The organism is Aneurinibacillus soli (assembly GCF_002355375.1).
GTDB classification, from domain to species: Bacteria; Bacillota; Bacilli; order Aneurinibacillales; family Aneurinibacillaceae; genus Aneurinibacillus; species Aneurinibacillus soli.
The window spans coordinates 928614-948173 of record NZ_AP017312.1 but is presented as its reverse complement, the minus strand read 5'-3'; the positions used below and the strand labels follow the sequence as shown (position 1 = coordinate 948173).

Sequence of the window (19560 nt, the reverse complement as noted above, 5' to 3'; positions counted from 1 at the left end):
GATATATGTTTCCAAACTGTCGAAATTTGTTCGGAAAATTCTTAAACAAGCGGATTTATGCTATATTCCTCTTTTTTTTGCTCGATAGCCTGGGCTAGCACTTCACATAGTGTTTTAATGGCTTCCTGCAATTGATCATCAGGCAAATAGGAAAAGACAATCCGCAAATGATGACTCTCCGGTTCCCCTGCATAAAACACGGAGCCCGGCAAAAAGGCGACCCCACGTCTGAGCGCTTCTCCGAGTACGATATCCGTCTGAATACGTGATGGAACGCTTACCCATAGATTAAGCCCTCCCATCGGCTTCGTCCATGTCACACCAGACGGAGCATAGCGCGTCAATGTATTCAGCACAATATTCCGCTTCTCATAGAGTCGGGCACGCATGCGTACGAGATGCGCTTCAATGCGACCATTCTGAAAAAAGGGTAACATCGCCTTCTGCGTCAAAAGCGGGGTTCCCAAATCCGTAATCGCCTTCGAGCTAATCAGGCGCGTCAATACACTTCCAGTCGCAGCGGCGATTGCGACCCGTGCACCAGGCGAGAGAAGCTTGCTGAAGCTTTTGAGGTAAATAACATGCCCGCTCTGATCCATGCTTTTCAGCGATGGAGGTGGAGCCTCACCAAAATACATATCACTAAATGCGTCATCTTCTGCAATCAGACAATTGTAACTCTGTGCCAGATCGAGCAGTTGCTTTCGACGACGCATACTTAACACGCTACCTGTTGGATTATGAAACGAAGGTGTCGTATAAATCAGCTTGGGTGGACGTACATCGCACATGGCAGTCAATAAATCGACCCGCATCCCTTCCTCATCTACCGGAACCGACAGAATGGTTGCACCTCGCCCACGAAACACATCAATAGCGGCCATATATGTAGGGGCTTCAACCGCCACTACATCCCCTGGCCCGACAAATGTCCGGGCTACAATATCAATCCCCTGCTGGGAGCCGTTCGTCACAAGCATTTCTTCTTTCGTAATTCGTATCCCATGATGACGGTGCAAATACTCGGCGATCGCTCCCCGCAGTTGGGCATCGCCTTGAATCGGGCCGTATTCGCTTATAATCCAGGGCTCTTTCTGAATCAATCGATATAGTTCTTCTGCCATCTCCTCAATCGGAAACAGCTCCCGATTAATTTCTGCTGCTGACAGTTTGAGCTGCACAGATGGAACAACAGAAGATTGTAGATGATGGTGCTGCCAGAATCGGGCACGCGGCACATAGTCCATAATCGACAACTGCCAATCCGTCTGCGCTTCCCCCTCTGCCTCTGTCTCATCCTGATATACATACGTTCCCCTGCCTTGCTGTCTGATAACCAATCCATCCTGTGCAAGTCGCTCATATGCCTGAACAGCTGTTACCAGACTGATGGAAAGCTCTGCTGCAAGCTTCCGCACCGACGGCAGGCGCACACCGGGCGCAAGCAGTCCACAGCGTATACGATCGGCAATGGACTGCCGGATTTGTTCGGTAAGTGGAATGCCTGATTTCCGATCCAGATCAATATGCATCCTTCTCCCCCTCAAAGTGTTATAGTGTACCGTTTACTGTTATGGTCACAATCATCGTATAGTAGATTCAGCACACATACAATGATTTTTTAAACAAGGGAGAAGATACTATGTTGTTTGCTTATCTACTGATGTGCCTCATTTATGGCACTACATTTCTTGCGATTAAGTTGGGTCTAAATGCTGGATTTTCACCGTTCTGGTACGCTGGAGCCCGTTTTGGCACAGCAGCTCTGATTATCCTGCTGTTTTTGCTATTCCGACGCCAGCGCTTCCCATCCCGTCCGCGCGACTATCTTGAGATGGCATCCGTTGGCCTGTGCATGACGGGAATTGAATTTGCTGCTGTCTACTGGGCAGAACAGTTCGTCTCATCGAGCTTCACTGCTCTGCTCGCCGCCTCTACTCCTCTTATGGTAACCATTACAACTGTTATGGTGTATCGCAAAAAGGTACCGCAAGTGGAAAAGTTCGGTATGGTTCTTGGATTTTTCGGAGTTGCCCTGATTGTATGGCCTGAACTTGCAAAAGGTATTATCGTGACCAAACAATGGCTAATCGGTGTTGTCATTATTTTGATCGCTGAATTTTTTTATGCACTCGGTACCGTGCAAGCCCGACATGTAATTGATCGTGGTGTTTCACCTGCTGTTATGAACGGGGTTCAGATGCTTTCTGGAAGCTTGTTTCTTTTTATCCTTTCATTCTGGCTTGAGCCCCATCCATTTCCGTCAACTGGACTCACACAAGCATCTGTTCTGCCGCTTCTCTATCTGATTGTGTTTGGGTCTCTCATTGCCTCAAGCATTTATTACTGGCTCGTCAAAGTTACGAATCCTCTGTTTCCGGCTACGTGGACATACGTATCACCCGTGATCGCCGTAATTGTCGGCTATCTCCTGCTCGGCGAAACGGTTCATGGCTTCACACTTGTCGGGGCAACTGTCGTACTTGCAGGGGTATTCTTAACCAATTATTACACCTGGCAAAAAACCATCGCCGCCAAGCAAAAACTTCCGATCTAAATCAAAAAACAGTTCGTAGGAGCACATCACTTCCCGCCTCAATACGATAATCCAGGTGAGACATATGTACTCCATTATCGTATCCTTGCAACAAAGACAACTTCATCTCCTACAAGACAGCAAAGTAATCCGCTCCTATCCGGTAGGACTCGGCAAAATCCTGACAGCGACACCGCTTGGTGTATACACAATCATCAACAAAGCTCCCAATCCTGGAGGCCCATTCGGGGCGATGTGGATGGGGCTCAGCCGCCCGCATTACGGCATCCATGGGACAAATGCCCCGTGGTCAATCGGGCACCTCGTATCCCATGGCTGCATCCGCATGTACAACAACGACGTATTACAGCTTGCAGCAATCGTTCCAATCGGTACACAAGTCACGATCCGAGCCAAGTAAAGCACAACACAAACAACCGACCGCAATGCAGGTCGGTTGTTTGTGTCAATTTGTGAAAAGATACTTTCTCGATAACCTGAATAAGGCAGTTATCCCCAATGGAATAACTGCCTTTGTTCTAATTATTCACCGCAATTTCCTGTTGTTGCTGTGCGTCTTCATATTCCCGCACTAAGTTATTGATAATCGTCTGCACCGGAAGAATTTCCTTAATCTCTTGCACACGAGCACCCGAGAATACAAGTCCGGTATCTACATCGCCTTCAACAGATCTCAGCAAGGAATCGAGTGTACAAAAGCGATACGAACAATGTTTCAAACAGTCATGACATTTATCAATTTTGAGCTTGTTATCCCCGCTAATCGAATCCGTAAATGCATTACGAATCGCACGGCCATGCAGACCCACGGTTGTTTTTACAAGCACAACTTCAGTATCTTCTGTTGTTTCAACGTATTTCTGCTTAAATACATCTGGCGCATCACATTCTACGCTTGCTACAAAACGGGTGCCCATCTGTACACCGGCAGCTCCCATACGAAGAGCTCGGTCAATATCATAGCCTGTCATAATTCCACCCGCCGCAATAACCGGAACGTTAACCGCTTCAATAACTTCTGGAAGAATGTCAAACAGCGGACGGTCTGTCCCCAAGTGTCCACCCGCTTCAAAGCCTTCGACTACAATGGCAGCAGCACCGAGCCGTTCTGCTAATTTCGCGAGCTTCGCCGATGATACAATCGAGATAACCGGGACGCCATATTCACGGCCCCAGGCATACATATCACGAGAAAAACCAGCGCCGGAAATAACGAAATCCACTTTTTCTTCCATTGCGGCTTTAATTGTTTCCGGAAAATGATTCATCGCAAACAGAACGTTAACGCCAATGTATCCCTTTCCATTTGTCAATTCACGTGCACGGCGGATATGGGCTCTCATTTCCTCGATTGGAATGCCGGTTCCAGAAATAATTCCGATTCCTCCCGCATTCGCTACGGCAGCGGCCAGATTACTCAGCGAGATCTTAACCCCCATGCCTCCCTGCATAACCGGAACCGGCGCTGTCATATGTGCAATTTTTAATGATGGAATTGTCAAACCCATAACCCCCTAAAGAAATTTCTAAACCATCTTAACTAACTCCCTATGATGATTTAAACTATAGCATAAATTTCGTGTAAATTCCTGTCCGTTTCCGGATTTTTTGTATATTGTTAGATTTATTCGCTTGCATTTCACAACTTGTACAACAGTGAAGGCGCAGACACTTTTTGCGAGCTAATCGCATACGCCGCCTGCACACGCCGCACTACTTCCTCTGCCTGCTTCGTATTGCTGTGGAGAACCGCCAGTGTATCGCCTCTTTCGACAGAATCCCCAACTTTTCTTACCAGCACGATGCCAACCGCCAGATCAATCACAGAGTCTTTCGTAGCACGTCCCGCTCCTAGAAGCATGGCAGCTGTCCCAATTGCGTCTGCCTGAATGGATGAGACATCCCCGCATTCCTGTGCTTTGATCTCAATCTGGTAAGGGGCCGTTGGCAGTTGATCTGGATGCTCAACAACAGACGGGTCTCCTCCCTGTGCACAAATAAACGTCCGGAATGTCTCAAGCGCTCTGCCGCTCCGGATCGATTCCAGAAGCATCGCACGCGCCGCTTTTGGACTGTCCGCCTTCCCTCCTAGATATACCATCTCACTGCCAAGTACAAGACAAAGTTCTTCCAAATCTTTTGGTCCCTGGCCACGCAACGTATTGATCGCTTCTTTTACTTCCAGTGCATTGCCGACTGCATAACCAAGCGGCTGGCTCATGTCAGACAGGATCGCTACCGTACGACGTCCTACACTGTTACCGATCTCCATCATCGCACGTGCCAGCTCTCGCGCCGCTTCAATGTCCTTCATGAATGCCCCGCTGCCTGTTTTTACATCAAGTACAATCGCATTTGCACCGGAGGCAATTTTTTTACTCATAATGGAGCTTGCGATCAGTGGAATCGAATTAACTGTTGCCGTCACATCGCGAAGTGCATATAGTTTTTTATCAGCCGGGGTCAAATTCCCACTCTGCCCGACGACTGCGACTTTGTTGCGGTTTACGAGATCGTTAAAGGTTGAGTTATCGATTTCCACATGAAAACCTGGAATGGATTCAAGCTTGTCAATTGTGCCGCCGGTATGTCCAAGACCGCGACCGGACATTTTTGCGACCGGAACACCGACAGATGCGACAAGCGGAGCCAGTACGAGAGTGGTTGTATCCCCGACTCCACCCGTACTATGCTTATCAACTTTAATGCCTTCAATACCGGACAGATCAATCTGATCACCCGAGCGCACCATCGCCATCGTCAGTTCCGCGCGCTCTGCCGGACTCATATCCCGAAAAAAAATCGCCATCGTCAGCGCAGCCATCTGATAATCCGGTATGTCACCACGCGTATAGCCACTAATAGCGAACTCGATCTCTTCTGGATTTAGCTCGCCTCCATCTCGCTTCTTCTCAATGATATCAACCATCCTCATAGCCGATTCCTCCCTCTTTTCTTTCTATAATAACAGTCATCTTATCACATCATAAATGTAGATTCATTTTGTGAAAAATTCCTCACATTTTTTTCACCTGCTTCTCACTGCGCTCTGATATGCTTGTACACGAATTCAGATGATGAACGGAGGGGGATGCCGTATTCGCACCTACTGGCTTGCTATCTTGATGATGTGCGCCCTACTTGCAGGAACGCCTGTACATGTCCAGGCAGCACCATCACTTTCCTCCATGCTTGCATCCGCGAAGCCTGGAGACACACTGACACTTCCCGCTGGCACATATGAAGGACCTGTACGTATCACCAAATCTATCACGCTTCTTGCTGAGCCAGGTGCGGTGCTAGAAGGCAACCATGAGGGAAGCGTACTCCTCATTGAAGCGGATAACGTAACGGTGCAGGGTCTGACCATCCGTGGGACCGGAGAATCAGTAGCCGACTTTGATGCTGCAATCAAAGTCTCCGGCAATCATGCCATCCTGCGTAACAATACAATTCAAACCGATGCGTTTGGGATTCACTTTGATCGTAGCACCGGGTCCAAAGCTGAGTCCAACATCATCAAAGGTCGAAATGACATTCCGCTCCCGCAGCGGGGCAACGGGATTCAGTTGACGGGTAAAGGCAAACATGTACTGGAAAACAACCACTTGTATGACATGCAAGACGGTGTTTATTTTGACGGTACGTATGACAATATCGTCCGCAACAACTCTGTAACAAATTCACGCTACGGCTACCACGTCATGTTTTCCGATCGCAACACACTTGAGCATAATCAGGCAACAAACAGTACGATTGGTGCCATGGTAATGGATGGGGAGAATACACGGATTACAGGTAACATTTTTTCGGGCCAGCGCAACAGCGAAGGATATGCTCTGTTTCTGTATGATGCGCGCGGGGCAACTGTTACCAACAACCAGCTAACTCGCAATTCAATCGGACTTGCTCTTGACATGACCGATGGTGTGACCATCAGCAACAACCGCATCGCAGAGAACGCGATTGGCGTCAAGCGTGTCGGTAACGTACTGGATACCCATCTGACCCGCAATATTTTTACAGGCAATGTGCGTCCAATTGGTGGTAAAGCGAATTGGAATGCGGATGTATGGAGTTTGAATAAAATAGGGAATTACTGGGATGACTACAGCGGATTCGATCTAAATGGAGACAACATCGGAGACAGTCCATACCGCATGGCGGACGGTATGCTGAAGACAATGGATCAGAACCCACTACTGGCAATTTTTTATGCTAGCCCGCTCCAACAATTGCTTGAACAGCTGACCGGGTCCGACGGAACATTCGACCGCTATCCGTTGCTGCTACCACCAGCTACTTCATAAAACTTTGTATAAAATACTGAGGAGGAACAAACATGACAAAACGATTCTGGATGAGCATTCTTTCTTTCTGCCTGGTAGTTGTCCTGGCAGCCTGCGGCCAAAAAGCAGAAGCACAGCCGCAGCCGATTGACGAAAAAGTGGACACATGCACCCAGTGCCATATGGCGATTAAAAATAATGGCTATGCTGCCCAATACGTAACAGCAGATGGCAAAGCTTTAAAATTCGACGACCTTGGTTGCCTTCACAAGTATGAAAGCGAACATAAAGAAGATAAGATTGCCGCTAGTTTCGTTCAAGACAGCCAGTCTAAAGAATGGCTGAAACTTGAAAATGCATCGTATGTGCTCGCAAGTACCGTTCCAACACCAATGGGCTACGGGGTGCATGCCTTCAAAGACACTGCTGCATCCAATGCTTTTGTAAAAGAAAAAGGGACCGGCACTGTAATGAGTTATACTGATTTACAAAAATATGACTGGAAAATGGACAAAGGCAACATGATGCCGATGGAAGGCATGAAACACGGTCAAATGAAACAAAATGAAGCCGGACAACACCATATGCAGCAAGGCGACATGAACATGAAAACGGCTCATCAATAACAATGAAGAACCCTAGCGTTTTTCGACAACTGGCAGCCGTTGCTGCTTATGAACTGCGAACCTTGCTGCACAGCCGCTGGCTGGCAGCATTCGCTGTTTTGTTCGCCCTGCTGAACATGTTCATGCTGATCTGGGAGGCTCGTCTGATGCCTGCTGGTGGTGATGCGTCCGGCTTCACCCGTCAAGCGGCGTCCCAGATGAATCTCATGCTCCAGCTTGCACCACTTATGAGTCTCACCATTGCGTCTCTTTCACTTGCATCAGAACGAAACGATGGCATGACCGGGCTCTTGCGCACGTATCCATTGCCACCGGCCTGCTATATCCTTGGCAAATTCTTCGGACTATTCGGTGCTTTCCTGCTGACATTACTCGTCGGTTTTGGTATTGCTCAACTTCTCGGCCTATTTCTTCTGCCGGGAGCTACGATCTCTCACACGCTCCCGCTACTTGCTATGGGGATTGCACTGTGCGGCATATGCAGCGCGATTGGTCTATGGATCGGGGGACGGGTCCAGAGTCGGCTTGGTGCCGTTGCGGCTAGCCTGCTGATCTGGTTTGTTTCGGTTTATGTATACAGCATGGTTCTGCTTGCCGTCCTGCCTTTTGCCCCAACTTCGGCGCAGCAGTCGGTTCTGGCTGGTGCACTTGTGCTGAATCCCGTGGAAGCTGTCCGAATCGCTTCCGTATTCTGGCGAGGGGATGGCTATATTTATGGCCCTGCCTTCTACTACTGGGAACAGTGGTTTAACTCCGCTGCGGGAATTGCGACAGCAACCACCATTATACTTCTGTATATAGCTACTCCGCTTCATTTTGCAACAGCACGCATACGACGCGGGAGAGGATGATGCTTCATGATTACCATTGAACAAATTACGAAAAAATACGGACCTCAGACCGCACTCGCACCCTTGAGCCTGTCGATTGCCTCCGGCTCGTGTGTAGCGCTGTGCGGCGGCAATGGCGCAGGTAAAAGCACCTTGCTTCATATAATGGCAGGTACACTTCACGCAGATGGCGGCACGATTAGCGGGCTTACCCGCAATAGTACCGGCTTTATGCCCGATGCTATTACTGTTCCTCCTGGCGTCAGTGCCCGCCGTTGGCTGTGTTATCTTGCCGACCTGAAAGGATGCGACCGCCGGGAAGTCGATGAGGTGCTCACCATGACAGGACTCGCGCAAGCAGCCGATAAAGAGCCATCTGCCTTTTCACGTGGCATGCTGCAACGCCTGCTGTTCGCTCAGATGATGCTTGGCAATCCGGACATTCTCTTAATGGATGAGCCAGGCAATGGGCTTGATCCGTTCTGGGTGGAAGAGTGGAAACAGCAAGTGCTCACCTGCCGGGAACAAGGTAAAACGATTGTGTTCTCCTCCCACTTGCTGCATGATGTACTCGCTGTAGCAGATCGGATTATTCTGCTGCATGAAGGCCAGCTCATCGCAGACGAACCTGCTGAGAACTGGAAACAAGATACGCGCACACCGGAACAACGTTTTCTCGATCTGCTCCGTGCATAAAAAAAGCGCCCCTGCCATTTCCGGCAGGGGCGAATGTATAGGGGGAGAAAGAGAGAGAAAAATTTTCATACTAGTATTGTATACTATTCCCCTTCTTCCCGTTTGTTAAACCTTCTTACAAAAAAATTTTCAAATTCTCTATTAATAAAGGGCTACTTTAATCCGCTGGTAATCGTCATAAATATAATAATCATATAGCTTACGCTCAATCTTAAGCTCTGTACATAGTTTATCAAGTTCGAACAGATGGGAAATACCCGTGCTCTTCATACATTCTTCCACCAGGCTGCTTGGTTCACTATAAGCATACTCTACAAGTGTTTGTAATAAAGTCTGCTTCCGATCTTGAGACATATAACGTTCACAGCTACCCAATACCCCTCCCATACTACCCCTCCTTTTTCTATATATTACAAAAATAATACAGGGATTTTAATCCATATTGTGAATTAATTGTTACAATATTGTTAATTTCGCTTATTTTCAACATTCATTTGAACAGGCGGAATAGCAGGCGGAACCGCTCCCGGCACTTCACTTCCAACAGCTCTACCGTTCCCATCATAATAAAATTGCGGGACATCCCCCACAATCAATGCATTCGAGATCGGGATTTCCATCGTAATCGAGGCGGGTTCTGTCGTAAACGGAATGACAATTTTAATTTTCGTATGCACGACGACGTAAACCGTAACCAGTACCATATTAATTCCCGCTTCTTTTACTTCCGGCTTCAACTCGACGTGAGCGCTTCCATATGGAACAAGCGTAATCGGGATGTCTGGTCCGTACTGGGCAAGCAGGTTACTGCGCAACGCTTGCCCAAGCGGGATTTTTTCTGGCGCTTGTTCTAATTTCTCTAACGTATGCTCAACATTTTCTGTTACACTGGCTACAATATGTGCATAACGGTCATAATCAAATGACGCCACTTGAACCTTTCCGTTTTTATCTTTTTGCACCTGAACAAGCTCTTTAAAATTCGTCTCTTTTACGATTTTCTCACTAATCGCATCATGAAGTGTTTTCGTCGCCATCTGTTCGACACGAGCACGGGCGATATCCCGAATGACCGGTTCAAGATTCTTCTCAATATAATAGAATGTCTGAATCGATAATCCGAGAAAAATAACAAGAGAGATGAGAAACATATAGCGTGATGGTATTGGCGCACGTACCGAACGATTTTTTCGTCGCTTCATGTGTCCCCCTCCTCTCCCCTGCTAAATATATGCACAGCCGTCCATTACTAGAAGATGCAAAAAAAGAGGCCGTCCCCACTCGGACGGCCTCAATTCTATTCCGTTTTGACTTTGCATTTCTTTTCAAGATCGCAATCCAATATGAACATCTCGACTTGCTCCCCAAGCTTTGTACTAATATCACTATGGCTTGAGATAACCTGGCAGCCTGTAATAACTGAGATGATTTCTTCGGTCTGCACGCTATGCGTCTCTCTGAGAATCCGCCGCATTTGCTTGACGAGCGGACGCCCCCGTTCTGTAGTGGACAGCGCTTTTTCTTCCTGGGTTAATACATCCTTCAACCGGACAATCACCATATCACGGATAATGTATGTTTTAGTTTCCTTTGGTCCCCTGCCAAGCATACCGCGTAAAAACTTAATATACGCCTCACTAATCGTTGATTCCATCTGGCTTTTTACTACTTGCCCCATTTCTCTAACTCCTCTCACACGCTTACGAGGTTAGCTGTCGGATTCGGACGTGAAAAGTCGCCCTACACGGCTCTGCCGCGATTCACCCCGTGTACAAATATCTACCTTGTACAGTTGGTTCCCCCGTTCCCTATCCGGGACTCAGCGCTCTAACTATATATGTATTAAAATGATGGTAGTATCTTACTCCCGATACTAGAACTTTGTAAAGTGATAAAAAACGTTAAAAAAACGAGTGTTGATTCGATTGTGAGTATTTTATCCTTATTTTCCCGCATAAATCGTCGCTTTTGTTCCTATTTTCGCTATATTCACGGTTTTATTTTTATTCCAACCCACTCGTATAATTAAGCACATGAAGCAACCGCATATTCGGCCTAGTCCCGGCGCGCCGGGAACGGAGGAACCAATCTTTTGGGGTTAATCTCTGCTTTTGCAGAGAAGGATGAGAATACTCTTTCGCCATCCTACCCGTCAGCTAACTTCGTCGGCTAAAGCGAAGGAGGTCATAGACCGCCTGTTGAGGATGGTTTTTTTGTTGCCTTTTTACGGCAAACAAAACCATTTATTCAAATTGCTTGCAGGTCTTTTTTCTTTGTTTACATTACAACAATGAAAAAGAACAGGGGGACTTGATGCAGGTCCGTGCAGGGCACGGATGGGCATTCGGTAGACCGATGATACTTTTTCTCTGACAGATCGATGATCGTGCAGAACACGCCTGAACGCAGCATCCTTTCCCGAATGCGCGTTTACAGAGTTCATTTCCGCATGTCATTTTCTGATAGAGAAGGAGATATTGTCGGTCTATTTTTTATTCCAATTTTCATGAAAGGAGGGAACATGCTTGTTCAATGATTTTGTGACGGTCGGACTATTCGCTGTATCATTTCTCTTGTTTGCCGGCTTTACTATATTTTGTGAAAGAGCGTAAGGAAGGGGCGTATCACAATGGTAATCGCAGGAATCATCGTGCTTATACTGGTGATTTATTTAGGTTTTGTCCTTATTAATCCAGAAAAATTTTAATGGTCCTTACAGGAGGAATCCGACATGACAATGGGAATGGTGCAGGTGGCTATCTCGCTAACAATCTTTCTTTTGCTAGTAAAACCCGTAGGATGCTACCTCGTACATGTATTTGATTATAACAAAACTGCTCTTGATCGCATCTTCGGACCGTTCGAGCGCTTGATCTATCGACTCATAGGTGTTAAAGAAAATAAGCCGATGGGTTGGAAAACTTATACGATTGCTGTACTTGTAAGCAACTTTATCATGCTCCTAATGATGTATGCTGTACTGCGGCTACAAAAATATTTGCCGCTCAATCCAGATGGCATCGACAATATGCCAAGTGCTCTTGCCTTTAATACAGCAGCTTCATTCATCACAAATACAAACTGGCAGGCATACAGCGGAGAGAACGGACTCTCGTATTTCTCACAGATGCTTGCGATTACCTTTCCGATGTTTACCTCAGCGGCAACCGGCTTTGCTGTAGCCATCGCTTTTATTCGCGGGCTGTCCGGACGCAAAGATGATCTAGGCAACTTCTACGTCGATCTTACCCGATCCATTACGCGCGTTCTTCTGCCACTCTCGTTTTTCGTTGCCCTGTTCCTGGTTTTCCAAGGATCACCACAAACGATTCACGGTGCTATAACAGCTACAACACTCAGTGGAGCTGAACAAACGATTACACGCGGTCCGGTAGCTTCGCTTGAATCAATCAAACATCTAGGTACAAATGGCGGCGGCTACTTCGGCATGAACGCAGCTCATCCATTCGAAAACCCAACAGCACTCACGAATCTCGTTCACATGATATGCATGATGCTGTTACCAACTGCACTCGTATACACATTCGGCGTAATGGTACAAAACAAACGACAGGGTTGGACCGTGTTCGCTGCGATGAGCATCATTTTTCTCACCATGCTCTCCGTCGTGTTTTTCGCAGAATACAAAGGTACATCAGCCCTGCAAGCACTTGGGATCAGCGGCAATATGGAAGGCAAAGAAGTTCGCTTCGGACTCGCTGGCTCGGCTCTGTTTACAACCGTAACAACAGCGGCTACAACAGGCTCCGTTAATAATATGCACGATTCACTTACCCCGCTTGGCGGTATGGTTCCGCTCGCACAAATGATGCTAAATAACGTGTTCGGCGGCAAAGGTGTCGGGTTGTTAAACGGGTTGCTCTATGTCATCCTGACCGTATTTATTTGTGGATTGATGGTTGGACGAACACCGGAGTTTCTCGGCAAAAAAATTGAGGCGAAAGAAATCAAACTTGCTTCGATTGCCTTGCTTACCCATCCGGTCATCATTCTCGTTCCAACGGCTATCGCATTCCTACGCCCGGAATCGATGGCGTCCATTTTGAACGGCGGATCACACGGCATCTCTGAAGTGCTATATGCCTTCACATCAGGGGCTGCGAATAATGGCTCTGCATTCGCCGGTCTTGGTGCTAACACGAATTTCTATAACATGGCTATCGGCCTGGTTATGTTGTTCGGACGCTACATCTCCATCATCGCGATGCTTGCCATCGCAGGGTCTCTCGCTATGAAACAACCTGTAGCCGTGACTGTTGGTACTTTCCGAACAGATACACCGCTGTTCGCTGTTATTCTGCTCGTCATCATTATGGTTATTGGTGCCCTTACCTTTTTCCCGGCACTCGCCCTTGGCCCGATAGCAGAACATTTAGGAATGTTTTAGGAACTAGATGCAAAAGAGGAGGAAGCCACAATGGCCAATCAATCGAAGTCACTGCTAGATAAGCAAATTGTGTCACAGGCTATCATTGATTCATTCAAAAAACTGAATCCAATGGTCATGATGAAAAACCCTGTCATGTTCATTGTAGAAATCGGAACCTTTATTACACTCATTCTTTCTTTCCTGCCGGATGCCTTCGGACCAAGCACAGTTAGCCGGGGCTACAACATCGCCGTATTTCTGATTCTTCTGTTCACTGTCCTGTTTGCCAACTTCGCAGAAGCACTCGCGGAAGGACGGGGCCGGGCACAAGCAGACAGTCTGCGCCAGACGAAGTCCGACACCATCGCCCGCCTGGTACAGAAAGACGGTTCAATTCGTGAAGTCTCATCCACTCAGCTACGCAAAGGAGATATCGTGCGCGTGGACACGTACGACATGATTCCATCTGACGGCGAAATCATCGAAGGACTCGCTTCGATTGATGAATCAGCCATTACAGGTGAGTCAGCCCCGGTTATTAAAGAAGCAGGTGGGGATTTCTCATCCGTCACCGGGGGCACACGAGTCGTATCTGATTCCATCGTTATGCGTGTTACATCCGATCCAGGCGAATCATTTCTCGATAAAATGATCTCGCTTGTCGAAGGTGCATCCCGCCAGAAAACACCAAACGAGATCGCGCTAACGACGCTACTAACCGTTCTTACACTCATTTTTCTGGTGGTCATCGTCACACTCGTTCCGCTGGCGAATTATCTCACAGTGCAACTCGATGTAGCTACATTAATCGCCCTGCTAGTCTGTCTAATCCCTACGACAATCGGCGGTCTGTTGTCCGCAATCGGCATCGCCGGTATGAACCGAGTCACGCAGTTTAACGTACTTGCGATGTCCGGCAAAGCAGTAGAAGCAGCAGGAGATATCGATACGATGATTCTGGATAAAACAGGCACAATCACATTCGGCAACCGAATGGCAGCTGAATTCATCCCGGTTAGTGATGTGTCCCATTCAGATATGACCCTGGCCGCTCTCCAATCATCCGTCAAAGATGAAACACCGGAAGGCCGGTCGATTGTTGAGTTGGCTCACCAAATTGGTGCAGTCTGGAACGAACATGAGTATGCAGAAGCTGACATTATGGAATTCACCGCTGAGACACGCATGTCCGGTCTGAACCTACCAGGCGGCACAACGATTCGTAAAGGCGCGGTCGATGCCATAAAAAAATGGATCGCCGCTCAGAACGGTACCATCCCGTCTGATCTCGACGAAAAAGCCGGTCATATCGCCCGTGCAGGCGGAACACCGCTTGCTGTCACAGTCAACAATCGCATTCTTGGACTGATTTACCTAAAAGACACTGTAAAGCCTGGCTTGAAAGAACGGTTCGCTGAGTTGCGGGCGATGGGAATCAAAACCGTTATGTGTACCGGAGACAATCCACTCACTGCCGCTACCATTGCAAAAGAAGCAGGCGTAGATGAGTTTATTGCAGAAGCAAAACCGGAAGATAAAATCGCAGCCATCAAAAAAGAACAGGCACAGGGCAAATTAGTCGCGATGACTGGAGACGGCACGAACGACGCACCCGCTCTCGCTCAAGCCGATGTAGGCTTAGCTATGAATTCCGGCACAATGGCAGCGAAAGAAGCAGCCAACATGATCGATCTGGACTCTGATCCGACAAAGCTTCTGTCCGTTATCGCGATCGGCAAACAACTGCTGATCACACGTGGCTCACTGACAACATTCTCAATCGCGAATGATATCGCCAAATACTTCGCGATCATTCCAGCATTGTTCATTCTGGCTCTTCCGCAGCTTCAGTCGCTTAACATTATGCATCTCGCATCACCGCAATCAGCGATTCTCTCGGCACTCATCTTTAACGCCGTGATCATCCCGCTGCTCATCCCGATTGCGATGCGGGGCACAAAGTATCAGGCAATGAATGCAAACCGGCTGCTAACACGCAATCTTCTTCTCTATGGAGTAGGCGGTGTACTTGTCCCATTCGTCGGTATTAAAGTAATCGATCTCATTCTCGCCACGCTTCTCTAGCAGGCGAATGATAAGGAGAATTCACATGACATCTGTATGGACGGCTTTTCGCACTTCTCTTATTCTCATGCTGCTGTGTGGGCTGATTTATCCACTCGCCACAACAGCAGTCGCTCAAGTGTTGTTCCCGCATCAAGCGGAAGGAAGTCTCGTAACAGAGAATGGGCATATCGTCGGCTCCGAACTGCTCGCCCAGAATTTCACATCGCCGAAGCTGTTCCACCCGCGCGCATCAGCAGCGCACTATGATCCAACTGCATCAGCCGCTACGAATGCTGCTGTAGCCAGTCCCGACTACGTAAAAACTGTAAAAGAGGCCATCAATACAGTCCAAAAAGACAATCCAGCCCTTGTGTCTTCGATTCCGGCTGATCTCATTACCACATCCGCTTCCGGCTTTGATCCGCATCTGTCACCTGCCGCAGCCCGAGCACAAATTCCTCGTATTGCTAAAGCAACGGGTCTCACAGAAGCAAAACTAAATCAACTTGTAGATACTCACACGGAAAATCGCTCACTTGGTATTTTCGGAGAACCGCGTGTGAACGTGCTAGCACTCAACCAAGACCTTCTTTCTTCTATTAAATAAGTACACACAGCCGCCTTCCTGCTACAGGAAGACGGCTTTTGGAGGTTATACGATGATGAAACGAAAATCACCGGAACAATACTTACAATTGATTGAAAAGGAAAGCCGCGGCCATCTGAAAATTTTTGTTGGGGCCGCTCCTGGTGTCGGAAAAACGTATGCGATGCTACGGGAAGGCAATGATCTGCTTACCCAGGGAGTTGATATTATTGTAGGACTTGTGGAAACACATGGCCGCGTCGAGACAGCCGATCAAATCGGGAATCTACCGCTCTTCCCCCTTCAGACCATTTCCTACAAAGGAAAAGAACTGGAAGAACTCGACCTTGCAGGCATTCTCGCGCGCCATCCACAATACGTCATTATTGATGAACTGGCGCACACCAATGTACCGGGCACGAAAAATCAAAAGCGATATGAAGATGTAATGGAAATGATCAAAGCGGGTATTAATGTCCTAACCGCTGTCAATATCCAGCATCTCGAAAGTTTGAACTGTACCGTCGAACAGCTAACGGGCGTCAAAGTACGAGAACGCGTGCCGGACTGGATTCTGCGTGAAGCAGACGAAATACAACTTATTGATACCTCACCGGAAAAACTGCGCGAGCGGCTAAAATCCGGCCTGATCTACCGTCCCGAAAAAGTGGAGCAATCACTGCATAGCTTTTTCCGGGTCGGCAATCTGAACGCCCTGCGAGAGATTGCACTCCGAGAAGTAGCCGACGATGTCGATGAACGACTTGAGTCTTACAAACTTGAGCGAGGCATTGAACTGATGAAAGGCGCGAACGAAAAAATTCTTGTCTGCGTCAACTACCGACCAAATGCCGAACGCCTGATCCGCCGTGGCTGGCGAATTGCTCATCGCCTGAAATGTGAGCTGTACATTCTGACCATTCCACTCGCTCCAGTTGATCGTCTCAATGCAGCAACCCGCAAACAGCACCGAGAACTGGAACAAATCGCGCGTGACCTTGGTGCAGAATTTCATATTCGAGCGCTGGGAGGAAAAAAGCCCGAACAGATTATGATCGACTTCGTTAATGAAAAAGGCATTACGCAGATGGTACTCGGGCAGTCTGCCCGCTCCCGCTGGGAAGAAATCATCAAAGGCTCCATCATAAACCGAATCATGAAAAACACCCGATTTGTCGATATTTTAATCGTAGCCGATGGCGTCGATTACCGGGAATAAAAAAACCCCCAACCGCACAGTTTGCAGTTGAGAGTCCTTTGCGAAAGTTATGTATGGATATCAATTCACGCGACGCGCACCTGCATAGCGGTTTGCCCAATAATATTTATCATTGAGACTGCTGATCGATACACCACTACTGCTTGCGGAATGTACGAACTTCCCATTGCCAATATACATGCCTGCATGAGAAATTCCTCCGCTGCGCGATGTTTTGAAAAAGACGAGGTCTCCTGTCCGCAATGACGAACGTGAAACCGGCGTTCCCTTCTCATACATCCCGCTTGCTGTACGTGGAAGCGCAATGTTCTCGGTTTTAAATACATAATTTAAAAACCCTGAACAATCAAATCCTTTACGTGTTGTGCCTCCGAACTTATACGGTGTTCCAATGAGGCTTTTCGCTTTTGAGACAAGCGTTCCATGTGAAGCAGCAAATGCTGTATCTGCTCCAAATGGTAAAGATAGACCTGTGACTGTAATAGAGGCGGCAAGTAAAAAAGACAAAAAATTCTTTCTTTTCAAGAACGATTTACTCCCTTCGAGCCTACGAGGTTAGTTGACGGGTTCAGAGGATAAGGTCTCTGTCCGCATACGCAGATTCACCCCAAAAATAATACTTTCCCCCCGCTTCACAGTACGTGAATTCGGCAAGTAAATTTTTGTAACTTCACACCTTTATTTTTCTCTTTCTCTTAACAACGCTCTCATTCTATCGAATATTGGCGAAAAAAAGAAGTTTTTCTGGATAATGTTCGAAAATTAGACACATTTTCCTGTTTTTTTTCGCAACTTCGTTACGATATGCTTGTTTCCTTCTTCTGTAGACGACGCATCCACCAGGCCAGCATAGGCGGAACTGCAAAAATAACAAAAAAGACCCGAAAAAGCTGGTACCCACTTACCATCGACAGATCAGCATGGACCATCGATGCCGTTACTCCCATCTCGGCAATTCCACCCGGAGCGGTACTTAAAAATGCGGTGGACAGCGTCATCGACGATACTTTTGTCAGCAACCAGGCAACGAACAAAGAGAATAAAATGAGCAGCAAGCTGCTGGTTATCGTATATCCTCCCAGTTTTTTGACGTTTCCAAGCATGTGTGGCTTCATCTGTAAGCCAATATGAACGCCAATCGCAAACTGGGATAACAAAATAATCATAGGTGGCAGCGGTGGTACCGGCATATAAAAAATAGCACAACACGCCGTTGCTAATAGTGGTCCGGTGAGCACACTGGTCGGCAAGCCAATTTTTCTGCCTGCCCACGCTCCTCCGAGTGCAACCGCCGCATACAATACATACGTCCATCCCTCTATATTTACAGCTCCTCCACCGCTAGAACCAGTCGACACAACTTGTTCGGCTCCTATGCCGTGAATCGTGAGAAATGGAACCGCAAAAATAACGCTCATCACGCGAATCGTCTGCATAAATGCGACCACAGTCGCGTCTACTCCTTCGACTTCCTCACTCAGAACAAGCATCTGTGATAACCCGCCCGGCACACTACCAAACACACCACTTGGTAACGTCAGACCCGTTCGATATGCTACCCATACCCCGAGCGAAAGGCTGAACAAGACGGTAGCGATTGTAGCAGCAGCCATATACGGAAGCTGCTGAATGATCTGTACAACCGTTTCATGTGTAAAAGCAGCTCCCAACATGGAGCCAAGCACCAGTAGTCCGGATGAACGCAGAACAGTCGGCCAGTACAATACGCGTCCAGTAGACAGTCTCCAAACCATCACAGCAGTAAGCGGTCCAAGAATCCAGGGTAGCGGAATATGTAGCAGCATGAACAGCAGAGCTCCAGCAAGGCCAATAACAGCTGCTTCCATCCCTGCTTTTCTCTTTTGTTTGGTATCCATATGTCTCTCCTCCGCCTCCAATCGTACTCCGCTTCCTGCACTTTTACAACTGCATGAAAAAAGCACGCCAGCTTATAATAGCCGGCATGCTTGTATGGGACTATACAATCGTAAATACTTTGGTAAGCCGCGTCAACTCAAACAACTCTTTGACAACTCCGTGCAACCCTTGAATAGTAAGCTGCCCGCCTACCTGCTGCGTCCGCTTGTGAAGTGCCACAAGTACGCCAAGTCCTGAGCTATCAATATAGTCTACAGCTGCAACATTAATCATAAAATTCTTATGGCCCTCTTCCATATAGTCCAGCAGCTGCTCGCGAATAGAGGATGCCTGCTCTACATAAATGTTGCCTCGCAGTGTAACACGTACTTCGTGATTGGCTAACACAATATCTTCTATCATATGTACGACTGACACTCCTC

General features: G+C 47.7%; 20 protein-coding genes and 3 riboswitches. Of the genes, 11 read left to right on the top strand and 9 right to left on the bottom strand.

The genetic code is table 11. The features are described 5' to 3' along the window. Positions 1 to 41: 41 nt before the first annotated feature. Positions 42 to 1532, bottom strand: a complete 1491-nt coding sequence (gene pdxR, locus CB4_RS04905) for a MocR-like pyridoxine biosynthesis transcription factor PdxR (RefSeq protein WP_096463821.1) — start codon at positions 1530 to 1532, stop codon at positions 42 to 44. A gap of 110 nt (positions 1533 to 1642) precedes the next feature. Here pdxR and CB4_RS04900 point away from each other — a divergent pair, with 110 nt between their 5' ends. After that, complete coding sequence (locus CB4_RS04900) at positions 1643 to 2557, top strand: DMT family transporter (protein WP_096463820.1); 915 nt, start codon at positions 1643 to 1645, stop codon at positions 2555 to 2557. A gap of 64 nt (positions 2558 to 2621) precedes the next feature. Beyond that, positions 2622 to 2957: a L,D-transpeptidase gene (locus tag CB4_RS04895; protein WP_096463819.1), complete on the top strand. Its 336-nt coding sequence runs from the start codon at positions 2622 to 2624 to the stop codon at positions 2955 to 2957. A gap of 118 nt (positions 2958 to 3075) precedes the next feature. On the opposite strand, the gene CB4_RS04890 is transcribed toward CB4_RS04895, so the two are convergent. Both CB4_RS04890 and CB4_RS04885 read right to left on the bottom strand, forming a co-directional pair. Then, on the bottom strand, positions 3076 to 4029 hold the full coding sequence (locus CB4_RS04890) for an NAD(P)H-dependent flavin oxidoreductase (protein ID WP_231956238.1): 954 nt from the start codon (positions 4027 to 4029) through the stop codon (positions 3076 to 3078). 167 nt (positions 4030 to 4196) lie between these two features. After that, complete coding sequence (locus CB4_RS04885; protein WP_096463817.1) at positions 4197 to 5492, bottom strand: pyrimidine-nucleoside phosphorylase; 1296 nt, start codon at positions 5490 to 5492, stop codon at positions 4197 to 4199. A gap of 139 nt (positions 5493 to 5631) precedes the next feature. On the opposite strand from CB4_RS04885, the gene CB4_RS04880 reads away from it, so the two are divergent. From CB4_RS04880 to CB4_RS04865, 4 genes are read left to right on the top strand one after another with little or no spacing between them, the layout of a single operon-like run. Next, positions 5632 to 6867 carry a right-handed parallel beta-helix repeat-containing protein gene (locus CB4_RS04880; protein WP_096463816.1) on the top strand — a complete coding sequence of 412 codons (1236 nt, stop codon included), beginning with the start codon at positions 5632 to 5634 and terminating at the stop codon, positions 6865 to 6867. 32 nt (positions 6868 to 6899) lie between these two features. Next, positions 6900 to 7472 (top strand): nitrous oxide reductase accessory protein NosL, encoded by a 573-nt coding sequence (locus CB4_RS04875; protein ID WP_231956149.1) that lies wholly within the window; start codon positions 6900 to 6902, stop codon positions 7470 to 7472. 2 nt (positions 7473 to 7474) lie between these two features. Next, complete coding sequence (locus CB4_RS04870) at positions 7475 to 8323, top strand: ABC transporter permease (RefSeq protein WP_096463815.1); 849 nt, start codon at positions 7475 to 7477, stop codon at positions 8321 to 8323. A 6-nt stretch (positions 8324 to 8329) separates the two neighbouring features. Beyond that, positions 8330 to 8998, top strand: coding sequence for an ABC transporter ATP-binding protein (locus tag CB4_RS04865; RefSeq protein WP_096463814.1), 669 nt, complete (start codon positions 8330 to 8332; stop codon positions 8996 to 8998). A 141-nt stretch (positions 8999 to 9139) separates the two neighbouring features. Here CB4_RS04865 and CB4_RS04860 read toward each other — a convergent pair whose 3' ends face one another. The 3 genes from CB4_RS04860 to CB4_RS04850 form a co-directional block, all read right to left on the bottom strand. Next, positions 9140 to 9385, bottom strand: coding sequence for a hypothetical protein (locus tag CB4_RS04860; RefSeq protein WP_096463813.1), 246 nt, complete (start codon positions 9383 to 9385; stop codon positions 9140 to 9142). Between the two features lie 80 nt (positions 9386 to 9465). Further along, positions 9466 to 10200, bottom strand: a complete 735-nt coding sequence (yunB, locus tag CB4_RS04855; protein ID WP_096463812.1) for a sporulation protein YunB — start codon at positions 10198 to 10200, stop codon at positions 9466 to 9468. Positions 10201 to 10295: 95 nt separating this feature from the next. After that, positions 10296 to 10676 carry a Na-translocating system protein MpsC family protein gene (locus tag CB4_RS04850; protein WP_096463811.1) on the bottom strand — a complete coding sequence of 127 codons (381 nt, stop codon included), beginning with the start codon at positions 10674 to 10676 and terminating at the stop codon, positions 10296 to 10298. Between the two features lie 4 nt (positions 10677 to 10680). After that, positions 10681 to 10833, bottom strand: a riboswitch (cyclic di-AMP (ydaO/yuaA leader). A gap of 207 nt (positions 10834 to 11040) precedes the next feature. Then, positions 11041 to 11184: riboswitch (cyclic di-AMP (ydaO/yuaA leader) on the top strand. Between the two features lie 443 nt (positions 11185 to 11627). Between CB4_RS04850 and kdpF the strand changes: the two genes are divergently transcribed. The 5 genes from kdpF to CB4_RS04825 are packed head-to-tail and all read left to right on the top strand — an operon-like array spanning position 11628 to position 17260. Beyond that, entirely contained in the window at positions 11628 to 11705 is a 78-nt protein-coding gene (gene kdpF, locus CB4_RS21995) for a K(+)-transporting ATPase subunit F (RefSeq protein ID WP_096467631.1), read from the top strand. A 30-nt stretch (positions 11706 to 11735) separates the two neighbouring features. Then, positions 11736 to 13406: a potassium-transporting ATPase subunit KdpA gene (kdpA, locus tag CB4_RS04840; RefSeq protein ID WP_096467630.1), complete on the top strand. Its 1671-nt coding sequence runs from the start codon at positions 11736 to 11738 to the stop codon at positions 13404 to 13406. Positions 13407 to 13436: 30 nt separating this feature from the next. Next, on the top strand, positions 13437 to 15473 hold the full coding sequence (gene kdpB, locus CB4_RS04835; RefSeq protein ID WP_096463810.1) for a potassium-transporting ATPase subunit KdpB: 2037 nt from the start codon (positions 13437 to 13439) through the stop codon (positions 15471 to 15473). A gap of 25 nt (positions 15474 to 15498) precedes the next feature. Continuing rightward, complete coding sequence (gene kdpC / locus CB4_RS04830; RefSeq protein WP_096463809.1) at positions 15499 to 16062, top strand: potassium-transporting ATPase subunit KdpC; 564 nt, start codon at positions 15499 to 15501, stop codon at positions 16060 to 16062. A 52-nt stretch (positions 16063 to 16114) separates the two neighbouring features. Next, positions 16115 to 17260 (top strand): universal stress protein, encoded by a 1146-nt coding sequence (locus CB4_RS04825; RefSeq protein ID WP_096463808.1) that lies wholly within the window; start codon positions 16115 to 16117, stop codon positions 17258 to 17260. A gap of 60 nt (positions 17261 to 17320) precedes the next feature. Here CB4_RS04825 and CB4_RS04820 read toward each other — a convergent pair whose 3' ends face one another. From CB4_RS04820 to CB4_RS04810, 3 genes are all read right to left on the bottom strand, one after another. Beyond that, positions 17321 to 17785 (bottom strand): C40 family peptidase, encoded by a 465-nt coding sequence (locus CB4_RS04820; protein WP_231956148.1) that lies wholly within the window; start codon positions 17783 to 17785, stop codon positions 17321 to 17323. A 5-nt stretch (positions 17786 to 17790) separates the two neighbouring features. After that, positions 17791 to 17923, bottom strand: a riboswitch (cyclic di-AMP (ydaO/yuaA leader). A 134-nt stretch (positions 17924 to 18057) separates the two neighbouring features. After that, positions 18058 to 19137, bottom strand: coding sequence for an AbrB family transcriptional regulator (locus tag CB4_RS04815; protein ID WP_096463807.1), 1080 nt, complete (start codon positions 19135 to 19137; stop codon positions 18058 to 18060). A 100-nt stretch (positions 19138 to 19237) separates the two neighbouring features. Beyond that, positions 19238 to 19540 (bottom strand): STAS domain-containing protein, encoded by a 303-nt coding sequence (locus tag CB4_RS04810; protein WP_096463806.1) that lies wholly within the window; start codon positions 19538 to 19540, stop codon positions 19238 to 19240. Positions 19541 to 19560: the final 20 nt, after the last annotated feature.